This window comes from Pseudomonas putida (genome assembly GCF_004357765.1).
Lineage (GTDB): Bacteria > Pseudomonadota > Gammaproteobacteria > Pseudomonadales > Pseudomonadaceae > Aquipseudomonas > Aquipseudomonas putida_U.
Genome location: NZ_SMTE01000006.1, coordinates 253,297 through 268,320, shown reverse-complemented (window position 1 = coordinate 268,320; position 15,024 = coordinate 253,297). Strand labels below are relative to the sequence as shown.

At 62.0% G+C, this 15,024-nt stretch carries 10 protein-coding genes and 1 pseudogene; 8 read left to right on the top strand and 3 right to left on the bottom strand.

Annotation, left to right across the window (positions count from 1 at the left end; translation table 11 throughout):
- The first annotated feature begins 119 nt into the window (after nt 1–119).
- From E2H86_RS11225 to E2H86_RS11190, 8 genes and pseudogenes are all read left to right on the top strand, one after another.
- The gene (locus E2H86_RS11225; protein WP_133327692.1) at nt 120–1,433 is read left to right on the top strand and encodes an OprD family porin; all 1,314 of its coding nucleotides are present in this window, start codon (nt 120–122) and stop codon (nt 1,431–1,433) included.
- A 164-nt stretch (nt 1,434–1,597) separates the two neighbouring features.
- Nucleotides 1,598–2,236, top strand: coding sequence for a peroxiredoxin (locus E2H86_RS11220; protein ID WP_133327690.1), 639 nt, complete (start codon nt 1,598–1,600; stop codon nt 2,234–2,236).
- Nucleotides 2,237–2,423: 187 nt separating this feature from the next.
- A complete protein-coding gene (gene ssuE / locus E2H86_RS11215) occupies nt 2,424–3,017 on the top strand; it encodes an NADPH-dependent FMN reductase (protein ID WP_133327688.1) in 594 nt (197 codons plus the stop codon).
- Nucleotides 3,018–3,111: 94 nt separating this feature from the next.
- A complete protein-coding gene (locus E2H86_RS11210) occupies nt 3,112–4,077 on the top strand; it encodes a sulfonate ABC transporter substrate-binding protein (protein ID WP_133327686.1) in 966 nt (321 codons plus the stop codon).
- Between the two features lie 60 nt (nt 4,078–4,137).
- Nucleotides 4,138–5,286 carry an FMNH2-dependent alkanesulfonate monooxygenase gene (ssuD, locus tag E2H86_RS11205; RefSeq protein WP_133327683.1) on the top strand — a complete coding sequence of 383 codons (1,149 nt, stop codon included), beginning with the start codon at nt 4,138–4,140 and terminating at the stop codon, nt 5,284–5,286.
- An 11-nt stretch (nt 5,287–5,297) separates the two neighbouring features.
- The gene (gene ssuC, locus E2H86_RS11200; protein WP_133327681.1) at nt 5,298–6,095 is read left to right on the top strand and encodes an aliphatic sulfonate ABC transporter permease SsuC; all 798 of its coding nucleotides are present in this window, start codon (nt 5,298–5,300) and stop codon (nt 6,093–6,095) included.
- Nucleotides 6,040–6,904, top strand: a pseudogene (gene ssuB / locus E2H86_RS11195) (aliphatic sulfonates ABC transporter ATP-binding protein). The gene ssuC and the pseudogene ssuB overlap by 56 nt, the downstream one beginning before the upstream one ends.
- 46 nt (nt 6,905–6,950) lie before the next feature.
- The gene (locus E2H86_RS11190) at nt 6,951–7,166 is read left to right on the top strand and encodes a TOBE domain-containing protein (protein WP_003255829.1); all 216 of its coding nucleotides are present in this window, start codon (nt 6,951–6,953) and stop codon (nt 7,164–7,166) included.
- Nucleotides 7,167–7,205: 39 nt separating this feature from the next.
- Here E2H86_RS11190 and E2H86_RS11185 read toward each other — a convergent pair whose 3' ends face one another.
- The 3 genes from E2H86_RS11185 to gshA all read right to left on the bottom strand — a co-directional run bounded on the left by E2H86_RS11185 (nt 7,206) and on the right by gshA (nt 14,970).
- Complete coding sequence (locus E2H86_RS11185; protein ID WP_133327677.1) at nt 7,206–12,671, bottom strand: dermonecrotic toxin domain-containing protein; 5,466 nt, start codon at nt 12,669–12,671, stop codon at nt 7,206–7,208.
- Between the two features lie 86 nt (nt 12,672–12,757).
- The gene (locus tag E2H86_RS11180; protein ID WP_133327675.1) at nt 12,758–13,393 is read right to left on the bottom strand and encodes a TetR/AcrR family transcriptional regulator; all 636 of its coding nucleotides are present in this window, start codon (nt 13,391–13,393) and stop codon (nt 12,758–12,760) included.
- The gene (gshA, locus tag E2H86_RS11175; RefSeq protein WP_165976057.1) at nt 13,393–14,970 is read right to left on the bottom strand and encodes a glutamate--cysteine ligase; all 1,578 of its coding nucleotides are present in this window, start codon (nt 14,968–14,970) and stop codon (nt 13,393–13,395) included. Before gshA ends, E2H86_RS11180 begins: the two co-directional genes overlap by 1 nt.
- Nucleotides 14,971–15,024: the final 54 nt, after the last annotated feature.

The window sequence follows — 15,024 nt, the reverse complement described above, 5'->3', positions numbered from 1 at the left end:
TTTAGAAATATATTGACTGAACGGTGACCTTTTAGGGCTAAATCGCCCATCCCTGGCAAGCGGGGCGCAAGACCCTGCCGCCTGAGACACACAAGAATTAGAACGTAGAGGAGCAAAACATGTACAAGTCCAGCCTGGCTCTCGCCGTGGCAGTGGGGGTTCTCGCCCAACAAGCAGGCGCTGCTGGTTTCATCGAGGACAGCAAGCTGTCCCTCAGCTCGCGTACCATGTACTTCAACGGTGACAACCGCGATGGCGGTTCCGACAACCGCGAATCGGGTCAGGGCTTCAAGCTCGACTACATCTCCGGTTTCACTGAAGGCACCGTCGGCTTCGGTGTCGATGCCCAAGCACTGTGGGGCATCCACCTGGACGGTGGCCGCGGCAAGCACCCCGATAACAGCAGCTTCTTCCCAAGCGACTCCGATGGCTCGGCTGTCGGCCAGTGGGCTCGCCTGGGTGCTAACGCCAAGGCGCGTTTCTCGAAGACCGAGGTGCACTTCGGTAGCGCTCTGGCGCCGAACCTGCCGATCCTGGTCGCCAACGATGGCCGTCTGCTGCCGCAAACCTTCGAGGGTGGCACCATCCAGTCGAAGGAAATCGACAACCTGACCATCAACGCCGGTCAACTGACCCACGCCATGGGCCGTGCGTCGAGCAACCGCACCGGCCTGTCCGTTGCAGGCGGTACTCAGGAAAGCAACAAGTTCCGTTACGGTGGCCTGGACTACAAGCTCACCCCGGACCTGACCCTGCAGTACTACTACTCGAACCTGGAAGACTTCTATAAGCAGCACTTCCTGGGTGCGACCCACGTCTTCAAGATCGCTGACGATCAGTCGTTCAAGACCGACCTGCGCTACTTCGATAGCAGCAGCGATGGCAAGAACGGCCAGGCTGGCTACATCTTCAACAACAACAATGGCTATGCGAAGAACAATGGTGAGGTCGACAACAAGACCTGGTCCGCCATGTTCACCTACACCCTGGGTAGCCATGCGTTGATGGTCGGTCACCAACAGGTCAGCGACGACGGCGGCTTCGTCTGGTTGAACCAAGGCAGCCTGGTCGACGAAGGTGCCGGTGGTGCGAGCTTCTACCTGTTCACCGACAGCATGATCAACCAGTTCGCCAAGGCGGGTGAAAACACCACCTTCGGTCAGTACTCCTATGACTTCGCTGGTCTGGGTGTGCCTGGTCTGAAGGCGTCCATCTCCTACCTGCGTGGTGACGATGTTCGTTACAAGTCCGGTCACGGCACCTATGATGAGTGGGAGCGCGATGCACGCATCGACTACACCGTTCAGCAAGGCACCCTCAAGGGCCTGGGCTTCAGCCTGCGCCAGGGTGTTTACCGTGGCGAAGGTCCAGAGTCCTCTGCTGACCAGGATCAGACCCGCTTCATCGTCAACTACACTTACAGCTTCCTGTAAGTCGTAGTTGCAAAAGAAGCCTCGCTTAGTGCGAGGCTTTTTTGTGCCTGGAATTTCGTATGAATGATAGTTATAAATAAATCGTTATTTATTCTTTTTGTTTTTATGCGAACGCAGGCACATTGAACCCACAACGTCAGAACACAGCACAGGAGCCGTTCCCCATGAGCCTCAAACTCGGCGACATCGCCCCCGACTTCGAGCAGGAATCCAGCGAAGGCAAGATCCGTTTCCACGAATGGCTCGGCAACAGCTGGGGCGTGCTGTTTTCCCATCCGGCCGACTTCACCCCGGTCTGCACCACCGAGCTGGGCCTGACCGCCAAGCTCAAGGACGAATTCGCCAAGCGTGGGGTCAAAGTCATCGCCCTGTCGGTGGATCCGGTTGATTCGCACCACAAGTGGATCGGTGACATCAACGAGACCCAGAACACCGTGGTCAACTTCCCGATCATCGCCGACGCCGACCGCAAGGTTTCCGATCTGTACGACCTGATCCACCCCAACGCCAACGACACCCTGACCGTGCGCTCGCTGTTCGTCATCGACCCGAACAAGAAGGTGCGACTGACCATCACCTACCCTGCCAGTACCGGGCGCAACTTCAACGAGATTCTGCGGGTGATCGACTCACTCCAGCTCACCGACAACCACAAGGTCGCCACGCCAGCCAACTGGCAGGACGGCGACGACGTGGTGATCGTCTCTGCGCTGAAGGACGAGGATGAGATCAAGCAGCGCTTTCCCAAGGGATATCGGGCCGTCAAACCTTATCTGCGCGTGACTCCGCAGCCCAACCGCTAGGCATTCTTGCGTTGCATTGCGCTTAGCCATTGCAGGGGTTTCGGGCCGTTTCGACGGCCCTTTTTTATGCGTGCAATCTGAGTCTTTTGTATAGGCTTAAATAGAATAAACAAATGAAAAAATATGATTTATAGATATATTAAACGGCTGGTAATGTCACCTCAACCCAACACAAGGAAGCGCTGCAATGCTGGTCGTCTCAATCGGTGGTAGTCCCAGTCCACGTTCACGCTCAGGCGTGCTGCTCGAGCGTTCGCGCCAGTGGCTGCAGGAGCGTGGGGTCGAGGTGGTGACCTTCCTGGTCCGCGACTTTCCGGCAGAGGACTTGCTCCACGCGCGCTTCGACAGCCCGCACGTGCAGCATCTCCAGCAGTTGGTGGCGCAGGCCGATGGCCTGGTGGTCGCCACCCCGGTGTACAAGGCATCGTTTGCCGGCGCCTTGAAAACCCTGCTCGACCTGCTGCCCGAACGTGCCCTGGAGCACAAGATCGTGCTGCCGATCGCCACTGGCGGCAGCATCGCCCACATGTTGGCAGTGGATTACGCATTGAAACCTGTGCTGTCGGCACTCAAGGCGCAGGAGACCCTGCAAGGGATCTTCGCCGACGACAGCCAGATCGCCTACGCAGAAGGCGCAGGGCCTGCCAAGCTGGCACCGGCTCTGCAAGAGCGCCTGCTCGATTCGTTGGAGACCTTTCACGTCGCCCTGGCCCGCAGGCCCCGGCCCGTGGCTCCGGGTGTGCTAAACGAACGCCTGATCAGTGCCCGTTGGAGTATCTGACCCCGCACCAACGTTTCATCGCTTCATCCACCTTACTCGCCCGTCAACGAGGCAAGCAGGTGCAACCCGAACCCTATTCGCACAGGAGAGCGCTATGCGCACATTCTTCTTGCGTCGTGGTCTGGTCGCCCTGTTCGCGGCGGCTGTGTCCTTCGGCGCGATTACCCAAGCCCAGGCCGAGAGCCTGCGTATCGGTTATCAGAAATACGGCACCCTGGTGCTGCTCAAGGCCAAAGGCTCGCTGGAAAAGCGTCTGGCCGCACAGGGCATCCAGGTGCAATGGACCGAGTTTCCCGGCGGCCCGCAGTTGCTCGAAGGGCTCAACGTCGGTTCGATCGACTTCGGCGTAACCGGCGAGACCCCGCCGGTGTTCGCCCAGGCTGCTGGCGCCGATCTGTTGTACGTGGCCTACGAGCCACCTGCGCCGCACAGTGAAGCCATCCTCGTGCCCCAGGGTTCGCCGATTCAGTCGGTAAAAGAGCTCAAGGGCAAGAAGGTCGCCCTCAACAAAGGCTCCAACGTCCATTTCCTGCTGGTCCGCGCCATCGAGGACGCGGGCCTGAAGTACAGCGACATTCAACCGGTCTACCTGCCTCCGGCCGATGCCCGCGCCGCCTTTGAGCGTGGCAGCGTCGATGCCTGGGTGATCTGGGATCCGTACCAGGCCGCTGCCGAACAGCAACTGCAGGCGCGCACCCTGCGCGACGGCAAGGACCTGGTCGACAACCACCAGTTCTACCTGGCCACCCGTGACTATGCGACCAAGCACCCTGCAGTGGTCAGCGCGTTGATCGACGAAGTGCGCGCGGTGGGCGAATGGTCCCAGGCCAACCCGCAACAGGTCACCGACCAGGTCGCGCCGCTGCTCGGGCTGCCAGCCGACATCACCCTGACCTCGGTCAAGCGCCAGGGCTACGGCGCGGCGCCGCTGACCCCGGCGGTAGTCGCCGCGCAACAGAAGATCGCCGACACCTTCCAGGCGCTCAAGCTGATTCCCAAGCCGCTGAGCATCAAGGATGTGATCTGGACGCCACCGGCCAAGGTCGCCAGCGCGCCTTGACCGATTCGCCGTGCCGCGGCGTAGCCCCGGCCTGGGCCCTTTTGCAAGGAGACAACTCCAATGAGCTTGAACATTTTCTGGTTCCTCCCCACCCATGGTGACGGCAAGTACCTGGGCACCTCCGAGGGCGCACGCGCAGTCGATCACGGCTATCTGGCGCAGATCGCCCAGGCCGCCGACCGCCTTGGTTTCGGCGGAGTGCTGATTCCCACCGGGCGTTCCTGCGAGGACTCCTGGCTGGTGGCAGCTTCGTTGATTCCGGTGACCCAGCGCCTGAAGTTTCTGGTCGCGCTGCGCCCAGGCATCATTTCGCCGACCGTGGCGGCACGCCAGGCGGCCACCCTCGATCGCCTGTCCAATGGCCGCGCGCTGTTCAACCTGGTCACCGGCGGTGATCCGGAGGAGTTGGCTGGCGATGGCCTGCACCTGAACCATCAGGAGCGCTACGAAGCCTCGGTCGAGTTCACCCGCATCTGGCGCAAGGTGCTCGAAGGCGATGTGGTCGACTACGACGGCAAGCACATCCAGGTGAAGGGCGCCAAGCTGCTCTATCCGCCGATTCAGCAACCGCGTCCGCCGCTGTACTTCGGCGGTTCCTCCGAGGCCGCCCAAGACCTGGCCGCCGAGCAGGTCGAGCTGTACCTGACCTGGGGCGAGCCACCGAGTGCCGTGGCCGAAAAGATCGCCGCCGTGCGTGAGAAAGCCGCCGCCCAAGGCCGTGAAGTGCGCTTCGGTATTCGTCTGCACGTGATCGTGCGGGAAACCAACGAAGAGGCCTGGGCCGCTGCCGACAAGCTGATCTCCCACCTGGATGACGCCACCATCGCCCGCGCCCAGGCTTCGCTGGCACGCTTCGACTCAGTCGGTCAGCAGCGCATGGCGGCCCTGCACAATGGCAACCGCGACAAGCTGGAAGTCAGCCCCAACCTCTGGGCTGGTGTCGGCCTGGTGCGTGGTGGCGCCGGTACTGCCCTGGTTGGCGACGGCCCGACCGTGGCCGCACGGGTCAAGGAATATGCCGAACTGGGTATCGATACCTTCATCTTTTCCGGCTACCCCCACTTGGAGGAGTCGTATCGCGTGGCCGAACTGCTGTTCCCGCACCTGGACGTGCAGCGTCCCGAGCAGCCCAAGTCCGGTGGCTATGTCAGCCCGTTCGGCGAGATGGTGGCTAACGACATCCTGCCCAAGTCCGTCGCGCAAAGCTGAGGGCCGAGGTCATGAGTCGTGCAACCTCTACCCATCTGAGCCAGCGCCTGGCGCCCTGGGCGCTGCCGGTGCTGCTGCTGGCGGCCTGGCAGCTGGCGGTGAGCGCCGGTTGGCTGTCCACGCGGATCCTGCCGGCACCGAGCGCTGTGGTCAGCGCCGGCGTCGAACTGGTGCGCAGTGGCGAGATCTGGACCCACCTGGCGATCAGCGGCTGGCGCGCCGGCCTGGGCTTTGTCATCGGTGGCAGCATCGGCCTGCTGCTCGGCTTCATCACCGGCCTGTCGAACTGGGGCGAACGCCTGCTCGACAGCTCGGTGCAGATGATCCGCAACGTTCCGCACCTGGCGCTGATCCCGTTGGTGATCCTGTGGTTCGGCATCGATGAGTCGGCGAAGATCTTCCTCGTCGCGTTGGGCACCCTGTTCCCGATCTACCTCAACACCTACCACGGCATTCGCAACGTCGATCCGGCGTTGGTGGAAATGGCCCGTAGCTACGGACTGACCGGCTTCGGCCTGTTCCGCCAGGTGGTCCTGCCGGGCGCTCTGCCATCGATCCTGGTGGGGGTGCGCTTCGCCCTGGGTTTCATGTGGCTGACGCTGATCGTCGCCGAGACCATTTCGGCCAATGCCGGCATCGGCTACCTGGCGATGAATGCCCGTGAGTTCCTGCAGACCGACGTGGTGGTGCTGGCGATCGTCCTGTACGCCGTGCTCGGCAAGCTCGCCGACCTCGCCGCCCGCGGCCTGGAGCGTGTATGGCTGCGCTGGCACCCGGCCTACCAAGTGGCCAGGAAGGAGGGCGCATGACTGTGCTCAAGGAACAGCCGCCGCGCTTGCTGCGCGGCATCCCGCTGGCCTCCAAGGGCCTGCGCAAGACCTTCGGCCAGCGCGAAGTGCTGCGGGGGATCGATCTGCATATTCCGGCCGGCCAGTTCGTCGCCATCGTCGGTCGCAGCGGTTGCGGCAAGAGCACCTTGTTGCGCTTGCTGGCCGGGCTCGATCAACCCAGCGCCGGCGAGCTGCTGGCAGGCGCCGCGCCGCTGGCCGATGCGCGTGAAGAAACCCGGCTGATGTTCCAGGACGCACGCCTGTTGCCCTGGAAGAAGGTCATCGACAACGTGGGCCTGGGGCTTTCCGGTGACTGGCGCCCACGTGCGCGGGATGCGCTGGAAGCGGTAGGCCTGGCGGACCGTGCCAACGAGTGGCCGGCAGCGTTGTCGGGAGGTCAGAAACAACGTGTGGCCCTGGCCCGGGCACTGATCCATCAGCCGCGTCTGCTGCTGCTGGACGAACCGCTGGGTGCGCTGGATGCACTGACCCGGATCGAAATGCAGCAGTTGATCGAACGATTGTGGCGCCAGCATGGCTTCACCGTGCTGTTGGTCACCCATGACGTCAACGAGGCCGTGGCTGTGGCCGATCGCGTCATCCTCATCGAGGACGGCGAAGTCGGCCTGGACCTGACGGTCGATCTGGCAAGGCCGAGGGCGCGTGGTTCGCATCGCCTGGCGGCGCTGGAAAGCGAAGTACTCAACCGTGTGTTGTCGGTGCCGGGCACGCCGCCCGAGCCGGACCCTGTAGCCCCTTTGCCCACGCAACTGCGCTGGGCGCACTGAACCCCAGAGCCATAGACCCCAGAAGCCATAGAGAAGGAATCAAACCATGACCATCAAAGCGATCAACGTCCGCAACCAGTTCAAAGGCACCGTGAAAGAAATCCTCGAAGGCCCGGTGCTGTCGGAAATCGACGTACAGACTGCATCGGGTATCGTCACCTCGGTGATCACCACGCGTTCGGTGCGGGAGCTCGAACTGCAGGTTGGCAGCGAAGTGATTGCCTTCGTGAAGTCGACCGAAGTGTCCATCGCCAAGCTGTAAGGGCCAAGGCCTGGGCTGCAGGGCAGCCCAGGCGAAGGCTCAACGGCTGGCCGGGCGCAAGTTGCCGAACAGCCTCGTGGCCTGCTCTTCGTTCAAGTCTCCGCGCCAAGCGCCAGTGCCCATGTCACGCTCGCTGGGCAACTTCAGATGGCCTTTTTCGAGTCGGTTGAAACCCCTTGCCGGCTTCGTTCTGAAATGGAAATGGGCATACCACAGCGGCTGCTGAGTCGCTGCATCATCGATACGGTATTCCTCCAGATACTCGATCGGTTTGTTCCTGCGGTCCACTTTTGGTTTCAAGGTGCGCGACCAGGCAACCTCCACTTCTCCCTGTTCAACCAGATATTCCAGGTAACCACCGGTAGGCTTGCTGCTCGCCTTGGTCTGGGCGATGCGTAGCTGGCGACCCAGCGCCCTCATCTGCTCGGCGGCCGTGTCCAGCCTGTCGATCAAGGCAGTGTGCTGGGCGGTGATGCCATCGCCTGCCCGCTGGCGGATCCTCGCGGCAATGAATCGCAGTTGCTGCGCATGGCCCTGGGCAATGTCTTCGAGGTCGACCGGCAAGCTTTGTGGTGTCTGGTATTGGCGCAACCTGGCCTGCTGCCGGGAAAGATCATTCAATCTGGCAGTGGCCGTATCGACAAGCTGAGCGACCGTTTGCGTCGGGGCTGCGTGTTGCTGTCCGGTTAGCTGCCATTCGCCTGCCGCGTTCCTGGCATAGATGGAGTGCGCTCGATTGGAGTTGGGCTCGTTGATGTGCATGCGGGGCTGCCCACCTTCGATGACCTCGGTGCCGATCAGCGGACCCTCGACGGTTTCGAACATTCGTGGGTGGCTGACCCTGACATCTTGCCCGGTTGTTGGAGGGGGTGTGTTGGTTTTGAGGTGGTCGTCGATCTGGCGGATCAACTGATGCGTCAATCGTCGGAAAGCGCGGGTTTCGGTCGGGGATAGCAGGTCCTGGAAGGTATCCTCCCAAGACGTGAGGTGGCTCAGGAAGGTTCGATAGCGATCCTGTGCATTGAGCAAGAAGCGGCGCCTCTGAGCCACGCTCAGGTCGGTCGAGGGCAATTGTATCTGGCTGTATAGCGTGCTGCGGAATGTCCTGCCCTGCTCGAGGAAGAGCGTCATGAACGCTCCCATCTGCGGATGTTGGGTTGCATGGGAGGTAAACAGGGTCGTTGACAGAATCGATGCCCGTACCAGTCGTGCATTGGTCGCGTCGAGGGTCAGAATGACGCCTTTGACCTTTTTATCGTAATGAGCCTTCACCTCGCCTTGCACTTGGCCGGCCCTGGTGTGGTGGCGAATGGAGACACGCTCCACTTCCTGCAGGGCATCGATCAGTTCAAGATTCGCCCGTATGGAATCTGCAGTCCGGCGCTGCATCAACGCGGCGTCCACCAGCCGTCCATGCAGATCCCGGATCGCGTCTCCAGCTTGTCTTACATGCTCTGTAGCAAAGATGACGCGCTCGGAGATCAGCTTCATGTCGAGTACGTGCAGTTCGTTGATGTTCTTCTTGCACCTGTTGGTGAAGCTCTTGTAGTTACTGGGGGTCAGGGTTGAGCGTTGGTCTTGGAGGCGCGCAAGGCTGAGCGTGTTGAATTCCAGACTTCGATTAAGCTCATCGACCCATTGCTGACGCGCCTTGGCAATCGCTTTTCGTTGCCCATCGCTGATGAGGTCCAGGTCCGCGACTTGTCGTTTAGCCGCGTTGTACGCCAACTCCTTCGCATTCATGCGGCGGCCGATGCGTTGCAGCTCTTCGCTGATGTCATAGGCGAGCTCCATGCCGGTCAGTGGACGACGCAGTCGGCCGAGCGTCGTGCGCCAATAGGCTACGCCGTGGTCGTACAGCCGGGTCAATACCCCACCGCCGCCCGCCAGGCCGTCATCGACCAGAAGGCCGCTCAACCTGCCAGGGGTTTCCCATCGACCGTGTTCGCTCAAACGCACGGGCTGGGGATAGGTGCGGGTGCCCTGGGGCTTGAGCCTCCAGGTCGAGTAGGTGGGGTCCCAGTTCACGGCATACCACGCGTCGTTGCGGGTGATGTAGTGCTGTTGGCTGTCCACGTGCTCGAACACCTGCGCGCCTTGCCGGTGCCTGGTGCGTAGCATCGGGCCGGTGGGGAGTTCGACCTCGTACCCGGCGAATGGGCTGGGCGGCGATTTGCGGATACTGCCCACGCTGCGAAGCGGGTCCAGCCGTTGGCGGTGCTGGGTCAATTGACGGGCACTCAGGGCCGGTGTATTCGCGGTGCTGGCCAGCGGCGCGAGTGTGAGGACGGCATCGGTCAATGACTGCAGTACGCTGGTCAACTGTTGGAGCCCCTCTTCCGTGTTGCCAGCGCCGAAGGCCTTGACCGCAGCCGTCGCCGCATTCCAGCCGTCGTAGAGCGCCAGGGCCGTCCCCACGCCAGGTGTAATGCCCAGAGCCAGCCTGAGCATCAGGAAGAAGTAGCGATCAAAGTTGTCGGGAGCCGCCAGGCTCAAGTCGGCCTGGCTGCGCGAGGAGGCGCGGTGAGCACGGATGCGCTGGCCCATGTCCAGGCGAGACTCATAGGTCGGTAAGGACTCCGGGCGCGCCAGGCCAATTTCGATAAAGCCACGGAAGCCCTTCTGCAGGGCGGTCTTGATGTAGCTGTGATGAAGCTTGGGATCGCCTTCCTGGGACTGGTTCGCCAGGTATTGCGCCATGTCGTCGTCCAGTGCCATGTTTTGCAGGGCCTGGCAGGCTTCGCTGGCGTTGGCGTATTGGCTGATGACCTCGCCACTGGGCGCTTCGGGTAGATACAGCAGCGTGGGTCCGGTCGTGCCCTGAATGATGTGAACACCGGTCAGGCCGATCCTGTCGCTTGAACCGTCTGCGGCGACTCCGGGCCTGAGCTCCACGGTATGGTGTGCGATGGTTCTGTGATTATTTGCATCGATCTGCTCTCTACAGAAGTTCTCCAGCAACCGTTGGCCATCGGCATCGAGGCTGGTCGACCTGAGCTGCGTGAGCACTTGCAAGCGGCACAGGTAAGGCTGGCGGAGGGTTTCCTGGCGCCACTGCGCCTGCCACGCGGATTCGTGGGGGAACCCCAGGTAGCTTTCGGTGATGCGTTTTTCGTAGTTTCCGGCGACATCGAGTTGTTCGATGAGCGTGGCGATGTAATCCGTGGTGACGCTTTGTTGCAGCACGGTATTGGCGGGTTCGATCTTGATGGAGGCATCTTTCAGGCGCAGGCTGCGGCTGTTGTCTAGCGCCCAGAGGATGAAGGTTTCCAGCTCGACTTCACTGCGTTCCTTGCTGAACACCGGCACATCGCGTGAGCCGGCCCCGCCCGTCGCCGATTGGCCGGTGACGGTCTTTTGCAAGGTGACACTGTCGGCGATGTCGAGGCTGATGCGTGGTATTTCCTTGAGGTTGAAAGCGCGGCGCAAGTGATTGAGCAATTTGAGCCGGGCATACTCCTTGCGGGCTGGCAGGCTCAGCTTGAGCAAGTCGCCCGAAGCCCGTAACGCGCCTTCGAGTTTTTCGATCGTGCTGGCCAGCTCGGTGATCTGTTCGGCGTCAAGATGCTGCAATGACGTTACTCGTGCATGCAGATGCTCGGTGCGGTTCTTTTCCGCGAAGCGTGCAACCGCCAGCGCACGGGCGCGGTTTTCACCAATGCACAAGCGTTGCCGGGCCTGTTGCCGTTTGGCTGGCGCAGGCAATGCGTTGACGATGGAGCGCACGCAGTGCTGCATGAAGTGGGTGTCGATAGGCACGCGCTTGAACGTTACCTGTGGCGCACTTGCCAGTATGCTGAACAGCTGCGCTGGGTCGCTTGGCGAGGCGGATTCGAGCAATGCATCCGGCCATGCCCCATATAGCGTCGCCAACAGGCGGGCGTCGAGCGCAGCCACGCCATCGAATGCCATCAGGCCGCCACGCTGGCCTGGTCTGTACAACAGAACCGAACGATCCGGATTCTCATCGTCCTGATCGGGGATGGCGTGCAGGGTCAGGTAGCCGCAGAGTTGCCAGGTGTGGTCTCCTGCGATCAACTCCAGCGAGCATACCTGAACAGGGCGCTGCAGGCTGGGTTCTGGGCGGTCGACGAGTTGTTCGATCCACTGCAGATGGGATGCAGACAGTTCGCCCAACAGATGGCTGAGGCGAGCTTCTTTGAGCAGCGCCTGGGTCAGACCATCGGTGAGCTGTTCTTCCCGTGTTTGTTCACCGGTGATTGCTTGCCAATCGGTGCTGGTCACCTCGTCAGGCAGTTCGAGCAGATACAGCTCCTGAGAATCCTGCAGTTGTTCCAGCGCTGCCTGCTGCTCGCGCAATTGCGTGAGTTTGTCGGAAGTCGGCTCCTCGTCGCCTGCCAAGTGCTGTTCCAGGAGCATTTCCTGATGCTCGACCTGCTGGTTTCGCCAACGCAGCGGCAGGTGCTGCTCCAGGCAGGCGAAGTGCACCTCCTCGTGCGCCAGTTCAACATCGGCTGCGATCACGCCTTCGATGGCAACTTCGTGGGCGGCATCCAGTGATGCTCTCACGGCCTCGCTGCGCTCTGCTTCCCAGGCTTGCAGATCGCTCCAGTCCAGCGGGTCGGTATCGCTTCGCTGGCTGGCCTCGAGCAGATGATGGTCGGTCACGGCGTCGTTGTGGCGGAGGATTTGCGCGATCAACGTAGCGAAGCCGTCGCCATCGAATGGTGTGACCACCACATCATCGCGAGTGCCCTGGGTAACCGATGACCTCGGGTTCGACCAGAGACTGGATCGATTCTGGAAGCTCCAGTCGCGTAGGCTGTCGAGGGTGTCGAATGCCAGTATCGGGTGCCTGGCACCCGGCTGGTAGAGCAACCAGCGTGAGCCTTCGGAAGAGGGGCCGATCAGCAGCGCCGAGGCACTGACCAGCGCTCGGTTGTCGGGCTGGCGCCATGCCAGTTGGGCGCAGGGCAGCACGGTTTGCCGACCATGCAGCCAATCATCGACTTGCACCGTGGCGATCCCGTAGGCGATGTCCAGGCTGCTGGCGAAGTGTTCTCGCAACAGCTCGCACGCGTGGCTCTGCCGGGAGATGGTCGTACCTGGCATGCGTCCTTGCCAGTACTCCTCAGGGGCGCGCAGCCTGGCAGCAGTCACGATCGGGGTCAGGTACTGCGTCCATTGCGCGACGCTCCAGTTGGCATGGGTATCGCCGAAGCCCCAGCCGGACCACTCGGCAAAGGCGTTGGCAGAGACCGGGCTGACAAGCAGGCGGGCGGCGAAGGTCAGCAGTGTCACCTGGCTTTGATCATGCCGCAGGCCACAACTGGACGGATCGAATTGCAGCTGGGTACGCAGCGTCGTGCGCAAGATGTGCTGCAAGCCGGGCGCCTGGCTCAGCAGTGTTCGCAGTTGCGCGGCACTCGAACGTTGGGTCTGCCGGGCGACGACCAGCAGATTGCCTTTTCCTGCCAGGTGTTGGTCGGCGCTGTCGGTATCGGTATCCGTGAGTGGCAGAAGGGTAAGGGTGGGGGTGGACATGAACGATCATCTCTTTGAAGGCGCGCGTGCGCGAGTGCCCTCATTGAAAGGTTCATTGGGTGACGCGAGGTGGTAGATCTATCTACTCAGCCATTGATGCGCAGGGGCAGGAAGGGCGGTAGGTACAGCGCCAGGTAGGCTTCGAATACGCGCATGCCTTCTTCGGCCATGCGCGGTGTGATCTGTTCGAACAGCTGCATCGAGCGGGCGTAGACGCGGTCACTCAACTCCATCGCCAGGGCGAACACATCCACATCGTCCGGCATCTGCGGCAAGCGGAAATGCTGGTCGAACAGCTTGTGCATCAGGTCGCCCAATTCCATGTCGTGCAGGCGGTCGGCTTGCACCACCTCGCTCAGGCCATGCTGGGCCAGGATCAACTGGCGGGCGGCAGCATCATCGTTGTAGATCTCCAGCATGCGCCGCTCGATCAACCTCGAAAGTTCATGCCAGGTGGTGAAGGCGCTGCTGTCGATCGGAGCGCTCAACGCTTCGCGAAACGCCCGGTGCACATCGGCGGTCAGTGCTTCGAGCAGCGCCGGAACGCTGGCGAAGAAGTGATAGACCGACGACGGCGGGATCTGCGCCCGCTCGGCGACGCTGTAGATCGACAACCCCGCGACCCCTTGTTCGGCCAGCAATTCGCGAGCCGCCGCCAGAATCGCGTCGATCCTGGCCTGGCTGCTGGCGCGGGGCTTGCGGGGGGTGGCAGCGCGGGTCATCAGTTGCTGATCGCCAGGATGCTCGCCTGATAGGCGCCGACGAACAGGTCGAAGTCACCGACCTCTTGCTGTTCAAGGCGCGACTGCTCGACGAGCGAATCGCGGGCCAGGGTCTCGAAAGCTTGCTGGCGATCCTGGCTCAGCGGCTGCTCGCGGAAGGTCTGGGCATGGATGCGGCTCTGACGCAGGGCGAACTTGGCGAAGCTCTCGTCATGCTCGGTCATGCGCGCCAGCACTTGGGCGGATGGGGTGAGCGAAGCGTCGTCGACCTTCGCCCGCTGCGCTTCCAGCGCCTTGGCGTGGGCTTCACCGCCATGGGCCTGGTCGAGCAACTCAGCCAGGGGGCGGATGTTGTCGAGCAACTCGTTGGCCCACTGCCTCAAGTCGATCGGCTGGCCGTTGCGCTGCAGTTCAAGGCCTGGACGCCGGCCTTCCTTGACCACGGTCAGGAAGTTATCGGTGCACTGGCCACATTCGCCGTTGTCCAGCAGTGGGCTGTCGTTCAGTGCACAGAACAGTAGGAAGGCGTCGAGGAAGCGAGCCTGGGGCAAGTCGATGCCCACTGCCAGGAACGGGTTGATGTCCAGGCAACGTACCTCGACATACTGCACGCCACGGGCCGTCAGCGCCTGGATCGGCCGCTCGCCGGTGTAGGTGACGCGTTTGGGGCGGATGTTCGAGTAGTACTCGTTCTCGATCTGCAGGATGTTGGTGTTCAGTTGCACCCACTCGCCATCGACATGGGTACCGATCTCGACATACGGCGGATACGGCGTGCCCACTGCCCGGCGCAGGCTGTCGGTGTAGCTGGCCAGATCGTTGTAACAGGGCGTGAGCCCAGCCTGGGCATTGCTCTGGTAGCCCAAGTCGCTCATGCGCAGGCTGGTGGCGTAGGGCAGGAACAGGGTGTCGGCATCGAGCTCTTCGAGCTGGTGCGGGTGGCCGCGCATGAAGCCTTTGTCCAGGGCCGGCGAGGCGCCGAACAGGTACATCAGCAACCAGCTGTAGCGGCGGAAATTACGGATCAGGCCGATATACGCCGACGACTGGAAGTCGCGGTCGTTCTCGTCGCTGCCTTCGGCGGCGCGCAGCAGCGGCCACAGCGCCTCGGGCAGCGAGAAATTGTAGTGGATGCCGGCGATGCACTGCATGGTGCGGCCGTAGCGCAGGGCCAGGCCTTTGCGGTACACGTGCTTGAGCTTGCCGATGTTCGAGGTGCCGTACTCGGCGATCGGGATGTCCTCCTCGGCCGGCAACACGCAGGGCATCGACGGGCTCCACAGGTATTCGTCACCCAGCTTGCTGTAGACGAAGCGGTGGGTCTGCTCGAGGCTGTCGAGGACCTGGGCTGGGTCGGGCAGGGCTGGGGTGATGAACTCCAGCAGCGACTCGGAATAATCGGTGGTGATCTGCTCGTTGGTCAGCGCCGAGCCCAATGCCTCTGGGTGCGGGGTCTGGGCCAGGCGACCTTCGTCGGTCACGCGCAGGCATTCGCGCTCAATACCGTGCAGGCACTGCTTGAGCAGGGGAAGATTGGCGCCGAGCAGGCTCAGGCGGCGGTTGAGGAGGTCGCTCAAGATGTATTCCTTCACGCGTCAGTCGCCCCAATATGGGGGTAGAAATAACGGTCT

Coding starts and splice junctions, on each gene's coding strand:
- E2H86_RS11225 (WP_133327692.1), top strand. CDS start 120: ATGTACAAGTCCAGCCTGGCTCTCGCCGTGGCAGTGGGGGTTCTCGCC.
- E2H86_RS11220 (WP_133327690.1), top strand. CDS start 1,598: ATGAGCCTCAAACTCGGCGACATCGCCCCCGACTTCGAGCAGGAATCC.
- ssuE (WP_133327688.1), top strand. CDS start 2,424: ATGCTGGTCGTCTCAATCGGTGGTAGTCCCAGTCCACGTTCACGCTCA.
- E2H86_RS11210 (WP_133327686.1), top strand. CDS start 3,112: ATGCGCACATTCTTCTTGCGTCGTGGTCTGGTCGCCCTGTTCGCGGCG.
- ssuD (WP_133327683.1), top strand. CDS start 4,138: ATGAGCTTGAACATTTTCTGGTTCCTCCCCACCCATGGTGACGGCAAG.
- ssuC (WP_133327681.1), top strand. CDS start 5,298: ATGAGTCGTGCAACCTCTACCCATCTGAGCCAGCGCCTGGCGCCCTGG.
- E2H86_RS11190 (WP_003255829.1), top strand. CDS start 6,951: ATGACCATCAAAGCGATCAACGTCCGCAACCAGTTCAAAGGCACCGTG.
- E2H86_RS11185 (WP_133327677.1), bottom strand. CDS start 12,671: ATGTCCACCCCCACCCTTACCCTTCTGCCACTCACGGATACCGATACC.
- E2H86_RS11180 (WP_133327675.1), bottom strand. CDS start 13,393: ATGACCCGCGCTGCCACCCCCCGCAAGCCCCGCGCCAGCAGCCAGGCC.